The sequence below is a fragment of the Cryobacterium luteum genome, from assembly GCF_900110125.1.
Taxonomy (GTDB): Bacteria; Actinomycetota; Actinomycetes; order Actinomycetales; family Microbacteriaceae; genus Cryobacterium; species Cryobacterium luteum.
Genome location: NZ_FOCN01000001.1, coordinates 1 through 18,024 on the forward strand (window position 1 = coordinate 1; position 18,024 = coordinate 18,024).

Genomic DNA, 18,024 nt, shown 5'->3' on the forward strand with positions numbered 1-18,024 from the left:
CCCCACCCTCACCGCGTTCCGTGCGGTTGATCGACTGCTCGAAACCGAGCAGGCGGCAATCCGCAAGGCCGACAGCTCCAAGCACCGCTTCTGGAAGGTCGCCAACCGCGACAGCAAGAACCTGGTCAACGAGCCGGTGGCCTACCGCCTCATCCCCACGAATGCGATCACCCTGGCCGCCGACGAGCGTTCCCACGTGAGTCAGCGCGCTCAGTTTGCTCGCAACAACCTGTGGGTGACCGCTTACGACCGGGCCGAGCGTTTTCCGGCTGGCGAGTTCCCGAACCAGAGCACCGGCGGCGATGGCCTGCCCACGTGGACCCTCGCCGACCGGAACATCGTCGACCAGGATCTCGTCGTCTGGTACACCTTCGGAATGCACCACGTCGTGCGCCTCGAAGACTGGCCCGTCATGCCCCGCCAAAACATCGGCTTCATGATCGAACCCCACGGCTTCTTCGACGAAAACCCCACCCTCAACCTCCCCGAGTCCGAGCCGGTCACGTCCGACGCGGCGCAGTGCTGCAGCGGACACTGACCTGATCACGCTTCGGGGGGAACCCACTGTGCAGGCGGCAGTGCTACCGAATTCCCCTCGAACTGATCAGATTTCGGGAACTGAATCAGGCTCCGGGTGATGACCCGGAGCTGGTATGGGAACAGCGCAAGACAAGCGGTCCCCAGTGCGGTTGCAGCCGCACTGGGGACCGAACCCGCATCTCGGCACAACCCAGTAGAAAGCGTGATTCGCGTGTTCGATCTCCCCGCAATTACCTGGACCCTCACAGCCGTCTTGTTGCTCAGCGCGTGCTTCTATGTGGTGCAAGCAACCCGGTCTCACCAGATCACGAACCGGGTCAACCACGCTCTCAGCGCCCTCATGAATGTCGTGATGGCGTCAATGCTGTGGCCCCTGGGTGCAACGACGATGCTGGTTCAGATCGCGGTTCTCGCCGGCGCGGCACTGTGGTTTGTGCTTCAGGCGGTCGCCAGACCCGAACTCAGATCCCTCTGCCCCAGCAGTCAGGACCGGTTGAAATGCGTTTACCACAGCATCTCCATGGCCAGCGCCGCACTCATGGTCGCAATGATGATGGGGCATGTCGCATCCGCTGGCCAAGGAATTCTGACCCAGAGTCACACTGCCCTGGCCAGCGCCCACCACGCGATGGCGACCGCAGCGCCCAGTACCGGCGGATTGAAGCTGGAAGCCGCCCCCCTTGTGGCGATTGCGCTGACAACACTCTTTGGAACAGCGGCCGTGGTTTTCATCGTCCTTCAGGTGCGGCGGCAGCTATCGAAAACCCCCCGCCGCAATTCGGCGCATCGAAGTCATTCCGTGCCAGCAGAACACGGGTTTGAAGCTCTCGGCGCGGCCGCCATGGCCGTGATGTTTGCCGCTATGGCCTAGTCCTCTGTGTATAGCTGGCTCGTGGCCCGAGCCCTCTGCCAGCGACACCGGCATGATGAGCGAAAGTGCTTCTCTCTGACTGTTCACCCGAGCCTGATTGACGTGCGAACGTTGAGCATATGTATGCGAACGAGAACGAGTCACTTAACGCCGATTAGCCGTGGTTAGTGAAACTAACCACGGCTAATGACCTGAACGAATATTGCTTGAATTACAGGCTGAGTGCGAGCAGCTCAGCCTCGGGCAGCTCGTAGCGAGCCAGGCGCATCGTGGCCGTGGCGCTGTGGGCGCTCATGCCCTCGGAGTCGCTGATCACCTGAACGGCAACGGCGAGTTCAGGGGTTGCCTCCTTCGAGATGCGCTGGTAGGTCAGCGGCTTCACGAACCGGGCAGCCGACAGACCGGCGCTGTGCTTGGCACCACCGGCAGTGGGCAGCGTGTGGTTCGTGCCCGCCATCCCCTTATCGGAGTACGCCACGGTGCTCCACGCACCGATGAAGAGGGAGCCGTAGTTGCGCAGGTTCTCGTGGTACCAGTCATCATCGCTCGTGATGATTTCGAGGTGCTCGGGGGCCAGATCGTCCATGAGGGTGACCGCGGTCTCGCGGTCCTTGGCGACGGTGATCGAACCGAAGTCGCGCCAGGCCGCCGAGAGGATCTCGACGGTGGAGAGACCGGCGATCTGACGCAGGATGGCTTCGTTGACCGCGTCGGCCAGGGCCTGCGAGGTGGTGACGAGCGCGGCCGGCGAGTTGGGGCCGTGTTCGGCCTGGCCGAGCAGGTCGGCAGCGACGATCTCGGGGTCGGCGGTTTCGTCGGCGAGTACGGCCACCTCGGACGGACCGGCGAGCAGGTCGATCGCAGCGGTGCCGAAGAGCTGGCGCTTGGCCTCGGCGACGAAGGCGTTGCCGGCTCCGACGAGCATGTCAACGGGCAGCTCACCGAGCAGGCCGAAGGCCATGGCGGCGAGGGCCTGCACGCCGCCGAGCACGAAGATGCGGTCGACGCCGCTCACGTAGGCGGCGTAGACGACGGCGTCATTGGCGCCGCCGTCGGGCTGCGGCGGGCTGCAGGCCAGAACGGTGTCGACACCGGCGGCCTTGGCCACCCCGACGGTCATGAAGGCGCTCGCGGTGAGCGGAAAGCGTCCGGCCGGCAGGTAGGCGCCGACGCGGGTCACCGGAACGTACTTGACGCCGGTGACCAGGCCCGGGATCGGCTCGGTCTCGAAGTCGACCAGGCGGCGACGCTGCTCGAGGGCGAAGGCCCGGGTGCGCTCAGAGCCCAGGTCGATGGCCGCGCGCAGGTCGGGGGCCAGTCGGTCACCGCTCGTGCGGATGGTCTGGGCGTCGAGCTCGAAGGAGCGGCCGTCCCAGCGATCGAGCTTGCGGGCGTAGTCGCCGATGGCGTCGAGGCCGCGCTTTTCGATGTCGAGCAGCATGCGGCTGACGGTTTCGGCCACGGCCGGGTCGCGCTGGGCAGCAGGTGCGTTGACGGCGGGTACCTTCACGGTGGTGAACGAGCCGGCCAGGGACTGGAGAACTGAGGGTGTGAAGAGCATGGTTCGGAGTCTAGAAGAATCGGTATCAAAGGACAATGCCGCATAACACGTACCTGACATAGGGTCAGGCTATACGCAGGCATTGGACGGGTGGCTGTCGGTGATGAACTTCGGGACGGTGGCCCTTGCGCTGCTGGCCGGTCGCGTGCGGTTGTCGTCGGGGAGCGTGTGGCTAGAGGTTGGCGGAGTCGGAGAGCATCAGCTGGGCCAGGCGCGCGAGCTCGGCGGTGGCCGGCGAGAGCACGGTGTCCTCCCGCTGCACCAGGGCCACCGTCTCGAAGAACGGGTCGGCGAAGGACGTATAGAAGATTTCGGGCGGGCAGGTGCCGCTGTCGACGATGGTTTTGGAGACGAAGGTGTCGCCGGCGCCGGCCGCGACCAGGTTGAGGGCCGAGCTGGTCTGCTCGACCTCGATGCGCGCCTCGAGCGTGATGCCCTCGATCTGAGCCCGGTCGGCCAGCTGACGCCGGGTCGGGTCGCGCCAGCCGTAGTGAGCGTCGTAGAGAATGAGGTTGCGGGCGGCGAGGTCGGCGAGCGTGACCGGGCTTTTGACGTGGTCGGGATTCGCGCTGGCGTAGAGCACCTCGTCGCGCCGCAGCGGCAGAACCTTGAGTTCGGTGGTGTCGACCGGAAGCACGACGAGGCCAGCCTCGAGCTCGCCGACCTGCACCATGTGGGCGACCTCGACCGAGTTCACACCGAGCACCCGCAGCCGCACGCTCGGGTGGGCGGCATGAAACTGGGTCAGCAGATTGCTGAGCGAGTAGTAGTTGGCGTTGCGCAGCAGACCGAACGAGGCCACTCCCCCGGTGAGGGCGTTCACGGCCCGCAGGGCCCGGTCGGCCGCGGCGGCGCTGGCGACGGTCTGTTCGGCTAGCGGCAGCAGCTCGCGGCCGGCCGAGGTGAGGATGAGGCGGCGGCCCCCGCGCACGAACAAGCGGGTGCCGTAGGTCTCCTCGAGACGCTTGACCAGCTCCGAGACCGAGGGTTGGGCCATCTCCAGCGATTCGGCGGCCGCGGTGAACGACCCGAGACGGGCCGCGGCGAGGAACACGCGGAGTTGGTTCAATGTCATAGGTTCACTCTATGGAAGAGGGGCGGGGTGGGGCTAGTTGGCGTTGGCTCGCGGTGGCCTCCGCTGCGCCGGCCCATGTTGCGCAACCGGGCCCACGATCTATCATGGGCCCACTTGCCGGGCCCGGGTCCGGAAAGGAAAGAGACGGGAAGAGGCCGGAGGGTTCGGGCCGGAGGGTTCGGGCCGGAGGGTTCGGGCCGGCGGGGGCTGGGTCAGGAGTCGGCGGGGGGCCAGGTGCCGTCGCATCCGCTTTGCTGGCAGGCGAACTGCCAGTCATCACCGTCGGGGACGATGTTCATGGGCATGAGGCAGCGTGGGCAATTGGGCGTGCGCACCCCGGACGGAACACTGGTGGCCAGCTCGGCCTCGGTGTACGGCGGACCGAAGTAGAGCTTCGTGCAGGCGAGGTTCGTGCAGCCGTAGTCGTAGCCGGTGCCCTGCCAGATGACCTCCATGGGGTCGCCGCACTGCGGGCAGTGGCGCGGTTGATGCACGTCTTTCTTCTGGAACAGCCAGGAGACGTTATCGTCCATGGGCTGAGACTAGTCCCGCGGGCGACCATGCGTCAGGAATTCGCTGCCTTGTGGACAAATCGCGCGGCGGGGGCCTCGCCGCACGCTATGCCGGTAGATTTCGCGACACGCCGTGAATTGGGTGCAGATGGCTCGGCGTGTCGCAGTTTTACCGGCATAACGTACACGGCGACGGATGCTTGACGCGCTGCGGCCACGCACGGGGACCGGCGGGCGCGAGCTGGGGCTGTGGAGGGCACGGGGCGACCAGAGCCGGGGCACCGGGACGGCCAGCGCCGGAGGGCACGGGGTGGCCAGCGCCGGAGGGCGCAGGGCGGCTAAAGCCAGCTGCGGCCGGCGTCGGCGGAACGAGCGGTGGCGTCGCCGATCCACAGCCACAGGGTGTCGTCGGCGACCGCGACGGCAACATTGCCGGCCAGGGCGGTTGGCGTCTCCTCGGTCTCGTAGCAGCCGGTGACCGTGGGTACGAGGTCGACGCTGAGCGCGACGAGGTTCACTCCGGCGCAGGTCGCCGGGTCGGCGGTGGCTGATCGGGCCGTGACGGTGGTGGTGACCGCGAGGTATCCGGTGGGTGTGCCGGTGAGGGTGACCATTCCAGCCACGGTGACGGGCGGTGACCAGGTGGCGGCGGCATCCGTTGTGGCGAAGAGGCGACCGTCGGTGCAGAGCACGGCGGCGGAGTCGGCATCGTCCGAGCTCGCGGCCAGGGTGACGACGGCGTCGCAGGGAGCCGGGGCGAGCCCGTCGGGGCCGTGTACGGTGGCCCGGTCGGCGGGGTCGACGTACCAGGCGGCGTCGAGCTGGTCGGGGTAGCTGGAATAGTTGTCGCCACCGATGAAGGTCTTCACGAACTGCGGAGCGCAGTCTGCGTCGTCGAGGCCGATGAATTCTGCGACCGACTCGCTCTGGGCGGTGATCGATTGCAGGCCGGTGACGCCGGTCGGTGCGGTGGCGTTGCTGGCGGTCCAGCTGGCACCGGAGTCGGTGCTCAGTTCGGGCGACGCCGGGGTGGCCGGGCAGGGTCCGGTCGTGGCGCGCCAGGCCGCGGTGTTCGACACGGCGGAGAGCAGGCGGGAGGCCGGTACCGGGGCGACGGTGGGTGCCGCCGTGCGCGTGGGGGTGGGGGTGGGCGACGGGGTGGGACTTGCCGTGGGGAAAGCGGATGCCGCCGGCGTCGACGACGCGTCGACGGCTGCGTCGACGGAGGTGGAGGTGAGCGCGCTCATGATGAGCACCGCGTCGATGAGCAGGAACAAGCCGACTGCGGCATAAGCGATCAGGCGGCGGCGACGGGACTGCTGGGGCATCAGGCTCCGGCGACGACGACGGGACTGCTGGGACATCAGGCTCCGGCCGCGACGAGGGCGGCCGTGATTGTGGTGACGGAGGCGTTGATGGCCGCGGCCGCGCGAGCGTAAACGGCAGCCGACTGGCGGTAGGGGTCATCGACGTCGTCGAGGGTCGGCGGGTTGGGCGAGGGGTGGAGTCCGCGTGTCGAGGCTACCTCGGCGATGAAGGCGGTGAAGTCGAGGGATGGCCGGGATGCTGAGGCGGCGTGCGGCAGTCCGATGGCGGTCTCGGCAGGCTCGACCAACGGATTTGTCCCGACAGGCTCAACCTGCGGGTCGGTGTTGACCGGCTCGACGAACGGATGGGTGGCGATCGACTGGGCGGAGTCGGTGCCGGAGGTCGGGTTCGCGGCGACCAGGCGGGCGAACTGGTTGAGGGTGAAGGTGTAGCGGGTGGCTTTGGGCAGCAGCGTGACGACCTCGCGGCGATGGTCGCGGGTGGCGGTGAGCACGAGGTCGGCGTCAGCGATGAGCTGCTCGGTGAGCTGGCGAGCAACGTGCTGGGTGCTGGAGGCTCCGTATTGCGACGACAGCGCGGCAGCCTCGGGGGTCATGGCGCTGCCGATCATGGCGTGGGTTCCGGCGCTCGAGACGACGGCGTCAATGCCGGCGGCCCGCAGGTTCTCACGCAGCAGCTGTTCGGCGAGCGGCGACCGGCAGATGTTGCCGGTGCAGACGATAAGAATGCGCGGGGTATGGAGAGCGGGGCGCTGGGACGCCGCGGCAGCACCAGGCTCAGAGCGGGCACCAGACACCGCACTGGCGCCAGACTCAGAGCGGGCACGGGCGGCGGCCGGACGGTCGGGGTGCAGGGGCGCGATCATGCTTTGGACCTCAATCGACGGGAGTAGTTGGGGGCGACGATCTCGGGAGCCGGGCCGACGTCGCCGTAGGTCTGGCCGTACCCATACTGGCCGTAGTTGCCGTAACCGTAGGCATCCGGTCCCTTGGTGGGCAGCATGGTCATGACCACCCCGCTGATTGGGGCGCCGACCTTGTCGAGCGCGGCGATGGCGCCGGTCAGCTGGTTCTTCTGCGTGCGCCCGGCCGCGACAATGAGAATGGCACCGCCGACGCTCTTCGCGAGGATGGCGGCATCCGTTACGGGAAGCAGCGGCGGGCAGTCGAAGATGACGACGTCGAAGGTGCGGTTGAAGTCCTCGATGATCTGCGCCATGCGCGACGATCCGAGCAGCTCGCTCGGGTTCGGCGGAATGTGGCCGGCGGGCAGCACGAACAGCTGGCCGCGACCCCAGGGCTGGATGACGTCTTCGAGTTCGGCCCGCCCGACGAGCACGTCGGTGAGACCGACAGCGCCCTCGATGTTCATGTACTCGGCGATGCGCGGTCTGCGCAGGTCCGCGTCGACGAGCAGAACGCGGGCACCGGCATCCGCCAGGGAGATGGCGAGATTGGCGCTCGTGGTGCTCTTGCCCTCGCCGCCGATCGACGAGGTCACCACGAACGAGCGGTCGGCGCGCTCCACGTCGAGGTACTGCAGGTTGGTGCGCAGCGTGCGAAAGGACTCCGCTCGGGGGCTGCGCGGGTCGGCGTGCACGATGAGCGGTCGCTCGGTGGCCTTCGGGTCGAACACGATGCCGCCGATGATGGGCAGGTCGGTGACCTGTTCCACATCGCGCTGGCTGCGAATGCGGGTGTCGAGGGTTTCGCGCAGAACCGCGAGGCCGACGCCGAGGGCCAGGCCCACGAGCGCGCCGAGCGCAATGTTGAGCGGAACGTTCGGAGCCACCGGCGACGACGGCACGCTCGCCACCTGCACCCGGGTGAGTTTCACGGCCGGTGCCCCGGTGACCGCATCGGGTTGCTCGATCTGCTGCACATTGCGGGCGAGGCTCTGCGAGATGGCGTTGGCGATGTCGGCGGCGCGCCTCGGGTCGGCGTCGGTGACGGCAATATCAATGATCGAGGTGTCCAGCGGCGCCGATACGGCCACGCTGTCGGCCAGTTCCGCCGCCGACACGTCGAGCTTCAGGCTCTCGATGACCGGCAGCAGCACGAGCGGCGTGACGGCGATACCGGAATAGGACTTGACCCGGGCCACGGTGAAACTCGCCCCCTGCACGAGGTCGCTCGTGGTGCCGCTCGACTGCGTCGACACGAACACCTTCGAGGTGGCGCTGAAGGTCGGCGTCTGCAGAATCGAGAAAACGGATGCCGCGGCGACGGCCACGAGGGTCAGCGCCACGATGAGCATCCAACTCTTCTGCAGGATACGGATGTAGTCGCGGAGTTCCACGCTGCTACCTTTCGTTGCGATACAAAGCTGCCAACCCGTAGCTTGACACAGGTGACGGGGCCGTCTGGGTGCGTCTGCGGCCCGCAATCAGGGGGTGAGCCGTTGAACTAGACGGTGGCGGCGCGGCGGCGCAGGGTGAGACGCAGCGCAATGACGAGGCCGACGCCGAGCAGCAGCGCGCCGGCGGCACTGAAGATGAGCACGATCGGGAGGTCGAAACCCGCCGCGGCGAGGTCGGTGCCATCGGCGGCGGCAACCGTGATTGTGGCCGTACCGACGTTCTGTGAGCTGAGCCCGGTGGCGGTGAGCGTGTAGGAACCGGTCGCCCCCGTGGGCAGGGTGACCTTGAGGTCGAGGGCGCCGGCGCCGGTGGCCGTCTTCCGAGTGTCGACGGTGGTGGCGCGCAGGGCGGCCAGGGTGACCGACCCCTCGCCGGAGACGGCGACGGCGACCTTTTCGGCAGCGGTGAAGGCGCCGTCGTTGAACGCCACGGTGACCGTGCTGCCGGCGCTCTGGCTGCCGGAGACGGTGATGAGATCGGCGGCAACGTAGCCGGCGGCGTGCGCGGCGACCGGGCCAGCCAGCAGGGCAACGCCCACGAGCGCGAGTGTGGCCAGAAGTTTTTTGATCAAGGTGAATCCCCCGTAGTGCGTTGGTGCCGGATCACCGTGGTTGCCCGGATCTCTCTGAGTGTGCGATCGCCGTGGTCACCCCGTGGCGAACCCTAACAACTGAAGTCTAGTGATGCCGTCTCGTTCAGCGCGATCAGCGGAGTGCTGCGCAGCTCGAGGTTGCCGCTGAAGGGCTTGGGGCCGAGCCAGTTGAAGCGCAGCACGGTGCTTTCGCCGGGCGCGAGCTCGATACCGATGGTGCTCACCGCGTAGCCGGCGTCGATCGCCGGGTGATACGGCACCTCGGCGCCGTCCCGGGTGAGGCCGAGGTTTTGTACCTCGGGAGTGCCGTAGCCCGACACCATGGTTTTGATGTTGCCGAGCGGTACCCCGAAGGCGCCGCCGCCGGTGACATACGCGGGGAGGGTGGTGGCGGCATCCGCTGGGGCCGTGTTGGTGAGGGTGACCTCGAGCGCGTACTGCGGGCGCAGGTCCTTGCGGCAGGTCTGCTGGCCGATCGCGGTCTGCACATCGAGGTAGAGGTCCATCTTGGCGCCGGTGCCGTCGTTGAGGTAGAGCCCGAAGCGGTTGGTCATGTCGTCGCTGATCGGGCGAGCTCCGGCCAGGGTGGTGCCGTGGAGGATGGCCTGCTCGGCCGGGTCGGCGTTGTAGACCAGCACCCGGTTCTCGGTGGCAGCGCGGGCCAGCGCCGCGATGAGCTTGGTGGGGTCGGCGTTGCCGCTCTTGACGGCGTCGAACACGGCACCGGCGGCGGCGGCGAAGAAGATGTCCTGCTGCTGGGGGTCTTCGTAACGGGCGTAGACCTCGCTCAGCAGCAGTTGCACGGCATTGTCGGCGGTGAGTTCGTCGCCCGTGGCGAGGGTGATCGGGCCGGTGGCGTCGAGCAGGTAGCTCAGCGCGACCGGGTCGACCGAGAGCACCCCGTTGGCTTCGGTGCCGAATTCGAGACGCCACATTTCACGCGCGAGCGCGCCGGTCTGCGCGAAGTCGGGCGTCATCGTGACGTTCTGAATGAACTGGCCAGTGATATCGCCGTAGATGCTGCGGGTTTCGTCGCTGAGCGGCAGCACCGGATCGGGATACTGGGGGAACGAGGTGGAGCTGGCCTGCTGGGTGAGTTCGATGCTGCCGTTGTCGGTGTGCAACAGGGCGAGCGCGCCGGGAATGCCGCCGGTCGAGCGCAGCTCGGCCGGGTTTTGGAACAGCAGAATATAGTCGCGCGGTGCCGTGGCGCCGAGCATGGCCGGCAGCAGGGTGACGGCGCGGTTCATGCCGTCGAGGGTGGCGGAGGTCTCGACCGTGACGGTCTGCAGCCGCGTGACGGCGGTGCGCACGACATCGAGCACGGTGTCGGTCTCGATGGCGCTCACGTCGGTCGCGGCGCGCTCTAAAGCGGTGTTGGCCGCCGTCACCGCGGGCTGGGCATCGAGCAGCGGCTGCAGCGCGATGGCGCCGTCGACCGGCTTGAAATCGGCCAGGTTGAGGGTGCCGGCCAGGGCCGCGAGCGGGGTGACGGCGTTTTGGGCGACATCGTCGACCACGGCGGCGAGCTGGCTCACGGCCGTGAGGTTCGGGCCGAGCAACGGCAGCAGTTCGTAGGTGCGCCAGATCGGATCGCTCGTGCGGTCCTGGGCGGTGGCGGCGAAGTCGGCCAGCTCGGCCGCGGTCACGGCCGCGGCAGCGCCGTCACCGGCGGTGATCTGGTTTTTGATGTTCTCGGCCAGCGGTACAGCGGCTTCGAGGGCGTCCTTGGCCTGCAGCCCGCGAATGCCGACCCAGGCGGTGGCCGCTACCACGATGACGAGCAGGCCGAGCACGACCAGCCCCACGATGGTGCGCGTGCGCTTCGGGGGTGCTGCCGGTGCCGAGGGGGAGGAAGACATTGCCCTATTCAAGCAGAGCGCGCGGCCGGTTACGGCTTGACGCGAGCGCCGCGGGCGCGGGCCGGCGCGGCATCCGCTGTGGGAATCGACGCGGGGGCGACCGGGTCGGTTTCGCCGTAGCTATAGCCGTAGCCGTAATGCCCGTAGCCGTAGGCGTCGGGGCCGCTCGTGGGCAGCATGGTGAGCACGAGACCCGAAATGGGGGCGCCCACATTGCCCAGCGCGGCAATGGCACCGGTGAGCTGGTTCTTGTGGGTGCGTCCGGCCGCGACGACGACCAGAGCGCCGCCGACGTTCTTGGCGAGCACCGCGGCATCCGTCACCGGAAGCAACGGCGGGGCGTCGAACAGCACAACGTCGAAGGCCCGGTTGAATTCGACGATCAGCTGGGTCATGCGGGTGGAGCCGAGCAGCTCGCTCGGATTGGGCGGAACGTGGCCGGCCGGCAGCACGAACAGCTGCCCCTTACCCCAGGGCTGAATGACGTCGGCCAGGTCGGCGCGGCCGATGAGCACGTCGGTGAGACCGACGGCGCCCTCGATGTCCATATAGTCGGCGACCTTGGGGCGGCGCAGGTCGGCGTCGACGAGCAGCACGCGGGAACCGGCGTCGGCCAGGGCGATGGCCAGGTTGGCGCCGGTCGTGCTCTTACCCTCGCTCTCGATCGAGGAGGTGATGACGAAGGAGCGCTCGACCCGGCCCACATCGAGAAACTGCAGGTTGGTGCGCAGCGTGCGAAAAGACTCGGCGCGGGGGCTGCGCGGGTCGACGTGCACGATGAGGGGCCGGTCTTTGGCCTTGGGATCGAAGACGATGCCGCCGAGAATGGGCAGGTCGGTGAGCTGTTCCACGTCGCGGGTGTTGCGGATGCGGGTTTCGAGGGTTTCGCGCAGCACGGCGATGCCCACGCCGAGGGCCAGGCCCACGAGCGCGCCGAGGGCGATGTTGAGCGGCACGTTGGGGCTCACCGGAACGGTGGCGACGCTGGCCTCCTGCGCGCGGGTGAGCTTGACCGGGGAGGCCGCGTCGGCGGTGTCGGGCGTCTCAATGTCTTCGACGACCAGGGTGAGGCTAGCCGAAACGGCGTTGGCCGTGTCGGCGGCGCGCACCGGGTCGGTGTCGGTGACCGTGATTTCAATGATCGACGTGTCGAGCTGGGCGCTGGCGACGACCTTCTCGGCCAGGGCATCGGCCGGCACAGCGAGGCCCTGGCTGGCGATGACCGGCAGCAGCACGATGGGCGTGGTCACCAGCGCGGAATAGGTTTTGACCCGGGCCACCGAGAAGTTATTGCCCTGGGCCAGGTCGGCGGTCGAGCCGCTGGACTGGGTGGAAACGAACACCTTGGAGGTCGCGCTGTACTGCGGCGTCTGCAGAATCGAATAAGCGGATGCCGCACCCACGGCCACCAGCGTGCACAGCACGATGAGCACCCAGCTCTTGCGCAGAATGCGAATGTAGTCGCGAAGTTCCATGCGGCGGCGATCCCCTCTTAAACGAGGAATGCAGCCCCCGATTCGGCGCGTACTTCACCGCACGAACGTGCGGCTCCCCTCTTCCGAGGGTATCGAACTTTAGCGGGCACGCAGACCGGTAGTTTTGTGGTGATGGGGAGGGTGCATTTTATGGGGGCAATCGTTCACCCGGAGGCCCGGCGTCTGCTCGTGCCCGCCGGCATCGGGGTTGTGGTGGCCATGGTGCTGCTGGTGTTCGTGGGCGCCACAACGTTCTCCGACCCTCATCTGGCCACGCTGCTGGGCTATCTGTGCGTCTGGGTGCCGCTGCTCGCGGCGATCGGGGTGGCTGGCGCTTCTATTGGGCGAGCCGGCCCGGCCGGCGCGGGTGGCCCGGGGCCGGGTGGGAGGCTCGCGGCCGACTCGAGGGGCGGCATCCGCTCGATACTGCGGCTGTTCTTTCGCCCGATCGACCTGATCTGGGGGCTCGCGATCGGGCTGCTGGCTCGCACCCTGGCCAGCCTGATCGAGATCTGGGGCTACGGCAGCATCGGCACGGCCGGCGCCACGTTCGGTGAAACCGTCTACGACCTCTGGTGGCTGTTCGGCGCTCTGCTGGCCCCCGTGCTGCTCGCCCCGCTCGTGGAGGAACTCTTCTTTCGCGGGCTCGTGCTGCGGGCGGTTTATGGGCAGGTGGCGGCGAGTCGGGTACGCAATGCCGGTGAAAATCACGACACGCCGGATTCGGCGCCCGTTGTGCCCGGCGTGTCTCAGATTTACCGGCATAACGCACTGGCCTCGTCCGGAGGGTGGGCCGCTTCGATCGCGATCGGGGTCAGCGGGCTGACGTTCGCGCTCATGCACCTCGTGACCATCGACCCCGCGAGCACCGATGCCATCGTGGTGGTCGGAGTCTCGACGCTGCTTTTCGGGCTGGCCGCGGCATCCGTTTCGCTGGCGACCGGCCGAATCGGCGGCGCGGTCATTGCGCACATCACCTTCAACGGGCTTGTGATCGTGCCGGCTGTGCTGAGTCTCTGACACCGGCCGGTGCCAGGGTGCAGACCGGTCCGATTGTCCCCATCTTTGGGGCTGAGCTTTGGCTAACCTGGCGAGCTTTTTGAAGAACGGCTTCACTAGGATCAAAATCGCAGTGCAATTACCGCTCTCCAAGCGGGAACGAAACCTGTGGTTGTATGCGGCGCGGCTACCCCGTTCGCGTGCGCCCTTGAACCGACGCGAGGCACGCTTATGGGCAAGTTCACGTACGACTCAAGTCTCGCCGTCGACTTTGACGACCGCGTGCTCGCGCACATTCAAGTCGTGATCGGCGCCAAGCTGCGTCGTGGTGAATCGTTCTACTTCTCCTGGCGTGACGACCCGCTCGTCGGCGGAGGACGGAGCACCGTCTGGGTGCATCCGGGTATCTCCCTGTCGTTCAAATTCTTCGGCAGCAAGACGCCCGTTCTCAATCGGGACTGGGTCGATGCGCTGTCGCTGTCGGCCAACTCGGCGACCGGTCTGCAGGTTGTGATCGAGCCACTGCAGCGCGTGCTGTAACTGGTGCGAAACGGATGCCCCGGCCCGGCCAGATTTCTGGTCGGGCTTTCTTGCGCCCTGGCGTGGGCCGGCGGTGGTGGTGTTGGTGGTGGTGTACGGATCGGGGCGCGTTGGAGGCGGCTCTTGAGGGCAGGGCGCGGCCGGCACGCAAAACGCCTCGACTCCGGCTGGAGTCGAGGCGTTCAGGTGCAGCGGGGGCTACGCGGTACAGCTAATTACGCGGCAGCGTGCTGACGACGAACCGAGATGCGCACGGCGACGAGAGCGGCACCGAGGATGAGGAGGCCAGCGGCACCCCAGATGACGAGGACCGGAGCGTTGTAACCGGTGGAGGGAAGGGCCTTGCCCGTGGCAGTGCCGACTCCGGCGTCGCCTGCGACGACTGTCAGGGTCGCGGTGTAGGACTTAGTCGCGGACTTTGCAAGGACGGTGTAGTCGCCGGTGGCATTGCTCGGAATAGCGACATTGACGAACGAAGAACCGTTCAACTCCGCGTTCTTGGTGAGAGACGAGGTGACGGCGGTCTTGATGACGGTCAGTACGGCGGTGTGCGATCCCGACACCGTGTAGGTGACGCTCTCCTCGCTGCCGAAGGCGCTGGCTGCAAACCCGACGACGGCGGTCTCGCCGGCGACGGGAGCAGAGACAATGCTCACCTTGGCGTCGGAGACGTAGTCGACAGCGTTGGCGGCCGGAGCGAAGGCGAAGATGGCGACGACGGCGAGTGCCGCTGTAGCGAGGCTTTTCTTGAACATAGTGAGGGTCCCCCCGGGTAAGTGAATGGCTGATGCGCCGAAGTCGGCGCCTCCCGGCATATCGTCGTGAAATACCTAGGCGACTTTCAGGTTAGCGGGCTGGTTGGTGCAATACACAATTGTTTTGTCATCTTGTGCGCAAAATATGCGAAGAAACGCGGTTAAGCACCCGTAGTGGGGGTGTTTAATTCAGTCGTGTTCGCTCCAGCTAGGCGGGGGTCGGCCGGCTGCGGTTGTTGAGCACGCCGTGGCTCTCTTCGAGATAGCAGCTGCCGCAGAGCGACTCGTAGGTGACCTCTTCGCCGTCGATGGCCACCTGGTCGCCGTCGAAAACGTAGACGCCGCCAATCTTGCGACCGTTGAAAACGGCCTTGCGCCCGCATCGGCAGATAGTCTTGAGCTCTTCGAGGCTGTGCGACACCTCGAGCAGGCGGCGGCTGCCGGGAAAGGCGACGGTCTGAAAGTCCGTGCGAATGCCGTAAGCCAACACGGGCACGTTCTCGAGAATGGCGATGCGCAGCAGATCGTCGACCTGGGTCTCGGTGAGAAACTGGGCCTCGTCGAGCAAGAGGGCGCTCACATCGCGGCCGGACTGTTTCAGCACCTGCGCGCGGTGCTGCTGGAAGGCGGCGTAGGCATCCGTTTCGGGGGTCAGCAGAAAATCGACGGCCCGTGTGACGCCGAGGCGGGAGAGAATGCCGCGGTCGCCCTTGGTGTCGACGGACGGTTTGGCGAGCAGGACGTGGTGCCCGCGCTCCTCATAGTTGTATGCCGCTTGCAGCATAGACGTACTTTTGCCGCTGTTCATGGCGCCGTAGCGAAAGTACAGTTTGGCCATTATCGGGTGCCTTTGGTCTGGAAGCGTTCAGCGTCAAATTCTAGCGTGAGCAGCGGATGCCGGCTGGTCACGCGCACCCGGGTGAACACGGACCGCAGCACGCTGAGGTACGGGCGCAGGGCCCGGCGCCGCTGAAACGGCGGCAGGGAGATGCCGGCCTGGATGGTGATCGTGTCGCGCGGGGCGGCGGTGCCGGGGGTTCGGGGCGTGGTCGCGGCGTGCACCTGGGCCTGCGCGAGGGCCTGGGCCCTGGCCTGCGCGGCCGCCTGCGTCTGCGCGGCGGTGACGATGGCCATGGTCGTCGTGTCGGTGGCCGGGGTGGGGCGGGCTCCGCGCTGGCCGAAGGCCTGGGTGATCTGGTCGGTGTCGGCGGGGGCGGCGCCGGATCCGTCGATCTGCACGACGAGGCTCGTGGGGTCGAAGCCTTTCAGCCGGCAGAGAGCCACGATCAGGGCTGCGACGGCGGCGCGCTGGTCGGAGTCGAAACCGGTCGCGCGACGCTCGGGGTCGGCGATGACGCAGAGCGGGGTGAGGCCGCGGGCGGTCAGGGCTGCGCGTTCGCGGTCGATGAGGTCGTCGAGCCAGGTGTGGTCGACCTCCGCGACGAGCACCCGACGCACCTGAAAAGCGAGGGAGCGCGCGCGTTTGATGTCGGCCGCTGTCAGGGTCTGTCGCTCAAGAACGTCAGCCAGAAAGGGCAGCACATCGGCCCCGAGGTTCTTGAGCCGATGGTCGACCACTTCGGTGGCGAGGAGGCCGCGACTGGCTTCCGTGCGCGCGCGGATGGCGCGGCGGGCATCCGTTTGCCAGCGGTGAATGGAGTTGACGACCTGACGCGAATACGCAGCGGAGGCGAGGGTGGGGGCGAGCACCTGGGTCATGGCAATGATGGCGAACAGCATGGGCGGGGTCTGAATGCCGAGGAACGGCGATTGGGCGAGGGCGGTGATGCCAACGGTGAGCGCTGAGCCGGTTCCGAGGACGAGGATTTCTTTCCAGGGCCGGAAGGGCGCGAGGGCGAGCATCAGCAGGCCGAGGCCGATCGGGGCGAAATCGTCTTGCACCGTGCCGTTGAGTTGCCAGGTGCTGGCCGCAGCGAGCAGGTGCGCTGTGAGGCCGAGGGCCACGATCATGACGGCTCGGGTGCGGGTGAAGGGAGCCAGGTCGGGCCTGGCCGACCAGACCAGCACGGCAGCCGCGATGATGAGCACGGCAACGGCGGCCGCGGCGAACTCTTCGAGCTGAATCTCGTGCTGGCGGCTGGTGGTGGCGACGACGGCGTAGGTCACGACGATGACGGCCACGACGGGGGCCAGAGGCCAGGCAGCAAGGCCGCCAATCGGGTCGAGGCGCTGCTGTGAAGCGGATGCCGGCGCGCGCGGCCGTCGGGGAGTGGGGGTCGCGCGAGTCATGAGTCCTTCTGAGCCGCGGGTACGGTCAGACGAATACTCGTTCCGGCGCCGGGGCGGCTCCAGATCAGCACGGATCCGCCGAGCTGTTCGATGCGGCGCCGCACGGACTGCCGGAGTCCGAGGCGGTCGGAAGCGGATTCGGATTCGGTGAAGCCGCGCCCGGCATCCGTTATGCGCAGGGAAATCGTGGTCAGGTCTTGTTCGATGGCCACCTCGGCCGAGGCGATTCCGGCGTGGAGGATGACGTTGACCAGGCACTGCTGCACGGCGAGGCCGACCGCGCGGTCGCTGCCGGCATCGAGGCGGGCGAGGGCGTCGACGTCGCCGGTGACGTCGATCTTCAGCCCGCGGTCGCGGCCCCGTTCGATGGCAGCGGTGACGGCGCTGGTCACGGTTTGCTGGGTCGGTTCGGGCGTGTGCTGGTGCGATGGTGCGGGTGTTTGAGCCTTAACGGGCGACGTTGGTTGCGGGCCGGTGTTGCCGCGGGCGTCGATGTCGGTGAGCCAGTCGGTGTCGTGCAGGGTGGTCAGGGTGTAGCGGAGGCTGGCCTGGAGGGCCGGAGAGAGAGCGCCGGGTTCGGCGAGGGAGAGCGCGACGAGCTGGGCCACCGTCGTGTCGTTGAGCAGGGCGATGGCGCGCGTGTCGAGGGCGTCGCGCAGCTGCCGGTTGGCGCCGTCCTGCACCGCGCGGTGAATGGCGGGCTGGGCGGCGTTGCTCAAGCGGCGGTCGATTCCGGCGAGCACCATGACGCCGACGAGCACGAGGTAGGTCGAGAGGGTGAACAGGTCGGGGCGGTAGGGCACCACGGTGCCGAGGATGGCGAGAAGGGCGGCGAACTCCGCCAAGAGGAACGCCGCGGTGCTCCAGAGCACGCCGGCGAGGGCGGTGGATCCGGCGCCGCCGACCATGACGAGCGCCATCTTCGGCAGGGCCACGAGGAACATATTCGAGGCGGGGAATACGTCGGGAACGCCGAGCACGGCCTGGGTGAAGACGTAGACGCCGAGGGTGCCCACGACGAGATAGGCGACCGCGAACCCAATGCGACGGTGCCGGGTGAAGAGCACCAGCAGGGCGCCCATGGCAACGACGGCTACGACGGTGATCCAGAGCTCGGGCCGGTTCAGGCTGAGGATGGAGACCGACACGGCCCCCGCCATGAGGCAAGTCAGCGCAAACCAGTGAGCAGCCCGAGCGAGGGCGCGCGCCAGCGTCAGCTGCACCAGGTGGCCGGGTAATCCTAGAGACATTTTTCCCCCTCGGTAAGTATGGCATTGGGGTGGGTGTGGGTTTGGTGGGGTGGG

General features: G+C 67.5%; 17 protein-coding genes. 4 read left to right on the top strand and 13 right to left on the bottom strand.

Annotation, left to right across the window (positions count from 1 at the left end; genetic code table 11):
- Together BMW72_RS00005 and BMW72_RS00010 are read left to right on the top strand one after the other, a co-directional pair.
- A partial coding sequence (locus BMW72_RS00005) for a copper amine oxidase (protein WP_482764167.1) occupies nt 1–538 on the top strand: 538 nt, incomplete at its 5' end.
- 204 nt (nt 539–742) lie between these two features.
- The gene (locus tag BMW72_RS00010; RefSeq protein WP_166787751.1) at nt 743–1,411 is read left to right on the top strand and encodes a DUF5134 domain-containing protein; all 669 of its coding nucleotides are present in this window, start codon (nt 743–745) and stop codon (nt 1,409–1,411) included.
- 211 nt (nt 1,412–1,622) lie between these two features.
- Here BMW72_RS00010 and hisD read toward each other — a convergent pair whose 3' ends face one another.
- From hisD to BMW72_RS00055, 9 genes are all read right to left on the bottom strand, one after another.
- Nucleotides 1,623–2,972, bottom strand: a complete 1,350-nt coding sequence (gene hisD / locus BMW72_RS00015; protein WP_092106010.1) for a histidinol dehydrogenase — start codon at nt 2,970–2,972, stop codon at nt 1,623–1,625.
- 172 nt (nt 2,973–3,144) lie between these two features.
- On the bottom strand, nt 3,145–4,047 hold the full coding sequence (locus BMW72_RS00020; RefSeq protein ID WP_092106012.1) for a LysR family transcriptional regulator: 903 nt from the start codon (nt 4,045–4,047) through the stop codon (nt 3,145–3,147).
- A gap of 212 nt (nt 4,048–4,259) precedes the next feature.
- On the bottom strand, nt 4,260–4,580 hold the full coding sequence (locus BMW72_RS00025; RefSeq protein WP_092106014.1) for a hypothetical protein: 321 nt from the start codon (nt 4,578–4,580) through the stop codon (nt 4,260–4,262).
- A gap of 317 nt (nt 4,581–4,897) precedes the next feature.
- Nucleotides 4,898–5,923: a hypothetical protein gene (locus tag BMW72_RS00030; protein WP_134361496.1), complete on the bottom strand. Its 1,026-nt coding sequence runs from the start codon at nt 5,921–5,923 to the stop codon at nt 4,898–4,900.
- Complete coding sequence (locus tag BMW72_RS00035; protein ID WP_092106018.1) at nt 5,923–6,753, bottom strand: arsenate reductase/protein-tyrosine-phosphatase family protein; 831 nt, start codon at nt 6,751–6,753, stop codon at nt 5,923–5,925. Before BMW72_RS00035 ends, BMW72_RS00030 begins: the two co-directional genes overlap by 1 nt.
- Complete coding sequence (locus tag BMW72_RS00040) at nt 6,750–8,186, bottom strand: tyrosine-protein kinase domain-containing protein (RefSeq protein ID WP_092106020.1); 1,437 nt, start codon at nt 8,184–8,186, stop codon at nt 6,750–6,752. The genes BMW72_RS00035 and BMW72_RS00040 overlap by 4 nt, the downstream gene beginning before the upstream one ends.
- A gap of 107 nt (nt 8,187–8,293) precedes the next feature.
- Nucleotides 8,294–8,818 (bottom strand): hypothetical protein, encoded by a 525-nt coding sequence (locus BMW72_RS00045; RefSeq protein ID WP_092106022.1) that lies wholly within the window; start codon nt 8,816–8,818, stop codon nt 8,294–8,296.
- 92 nt (nt 8,819–8,910) lie between these two features.
- The gene (locus BMW72_RS00050) at nt 8,911–10,701 is read right to left on the bottom strand and encodes a DUF4012 domain-containing protein (RefSeq protein WP_092106024.1); all 1,791 of its coding nucleotides are present in this window, start codon (nt 10,699–10,701) and stop codon (nt 8,911–8,913) included.
- A gap of 29 nt (nt 10,702–10,730) precedes the next feature.
- On the bottom strand, nt 10,731–12,176 hold the full coding sequence (locus BMW72_RS00055) for a tyrosine-protein kinase domain-containing protein (protein WP_092106026.1): 1,446 nt from the start codon (nt 12,174–12,176) through the stop codon (nt 10,731–10,733).
- Between the two features lie 150 nt (nt 12,177–12,326).
- Between BMW72_RS00055 and BMW72_RS00060 the strand changes: the two genes are divergently transcribed.
- Together BMW72_RS00060 and BMW72_RS00065 are read left to right on the top strand one after the other, a co-directional pair.
- Nucleotides 12,327–13,196 (top strand): CPBP family glutamic-type intramembrane protease, encoded by an 870-nt coding sequence (locus BMW72_RS00060; protein WP_166787752.1) that lies wholly within the window; start codon nt 12,327–12,329, stop codon nt 13,194–13,196.
- Nucleotides 13,197–13,406: 210 nt separating this feature from the next.
- A complete protein-coding gene (locus BMW72_RS00065; RefSeq protein WP_092106030.1) occupies nt 13,407–13,715 on the top strand; it encodes a DUF7882 family protein in 309 nt (102 codons plus the stop codon).
- Nucleotides 13,716–13,930: 215 nt separating this feature from the next.
- Here the strand turns inward: BMW72_RS00065 and BMW72_RS00070 are convergent, their stop codons facing one another.
- The 4 genes from BMW72_RS00070 to BMW72_RS00085 form a co-directional block, all read right to left on the bottom strand.
- On the bottom strand, nt 13,931–14,470 hold the full coding sequence (locus BMW72_RS00070) for an LPXTG cell wall anchor domain-containing protein (RefSeq protein ID WP_134450395.1): 540 nt from the start codon (nt 14,468–14,470) through the stop codon (nt 13,931–13,933).
- A 208-nt stretch (nt 14,471–14,678) separates the two neighbouring features.
- Nucleotides 14,679–15,308 carry a thymidine kinase gene (locus BMW72_RS00075; protein WP_092106034.1) on the bottom strand — a complete coding sequence of 210 codons (630 nt, stop codon included), beginning with the start codon at nt 15,306–15,308 and terminating at the stop codon, nt 14,679–14,681.
- Nucleotides 15,308–16,720: a hypothetical protein gene (locus BMW72_RS00080; RefSeq protein ID WP_092106036.1), complete on the bottom strand. Its 1,413-nt coding sequence runs from the start codon at nt 16,718–16,720 to the stop codon at nt 15,308–15,310. Before BMW72_RS00080 ends, BMW72_RS00075 begins: the two co-directional genes overlap by 1 nt.
- The gene (locus BMW72_RS00085) at nt 16,717–17,970 is read right to left on the bottom strand and encodes a sensor histidine kinase (RefSeq protein ID WP_134450396.1); all 1,254 of its coding nucleotides are present in this window, start codon (nt 17,968–17,970) and stop codon (nt 16,717–16,719) included. Before BMW72_RS00085 ends, BMW72_RS00080 begins: the two co-directional genes overlap by 4 nt.
- Nucleotides 17,971–18,024 lie beyond the last annotated feature (54 nt).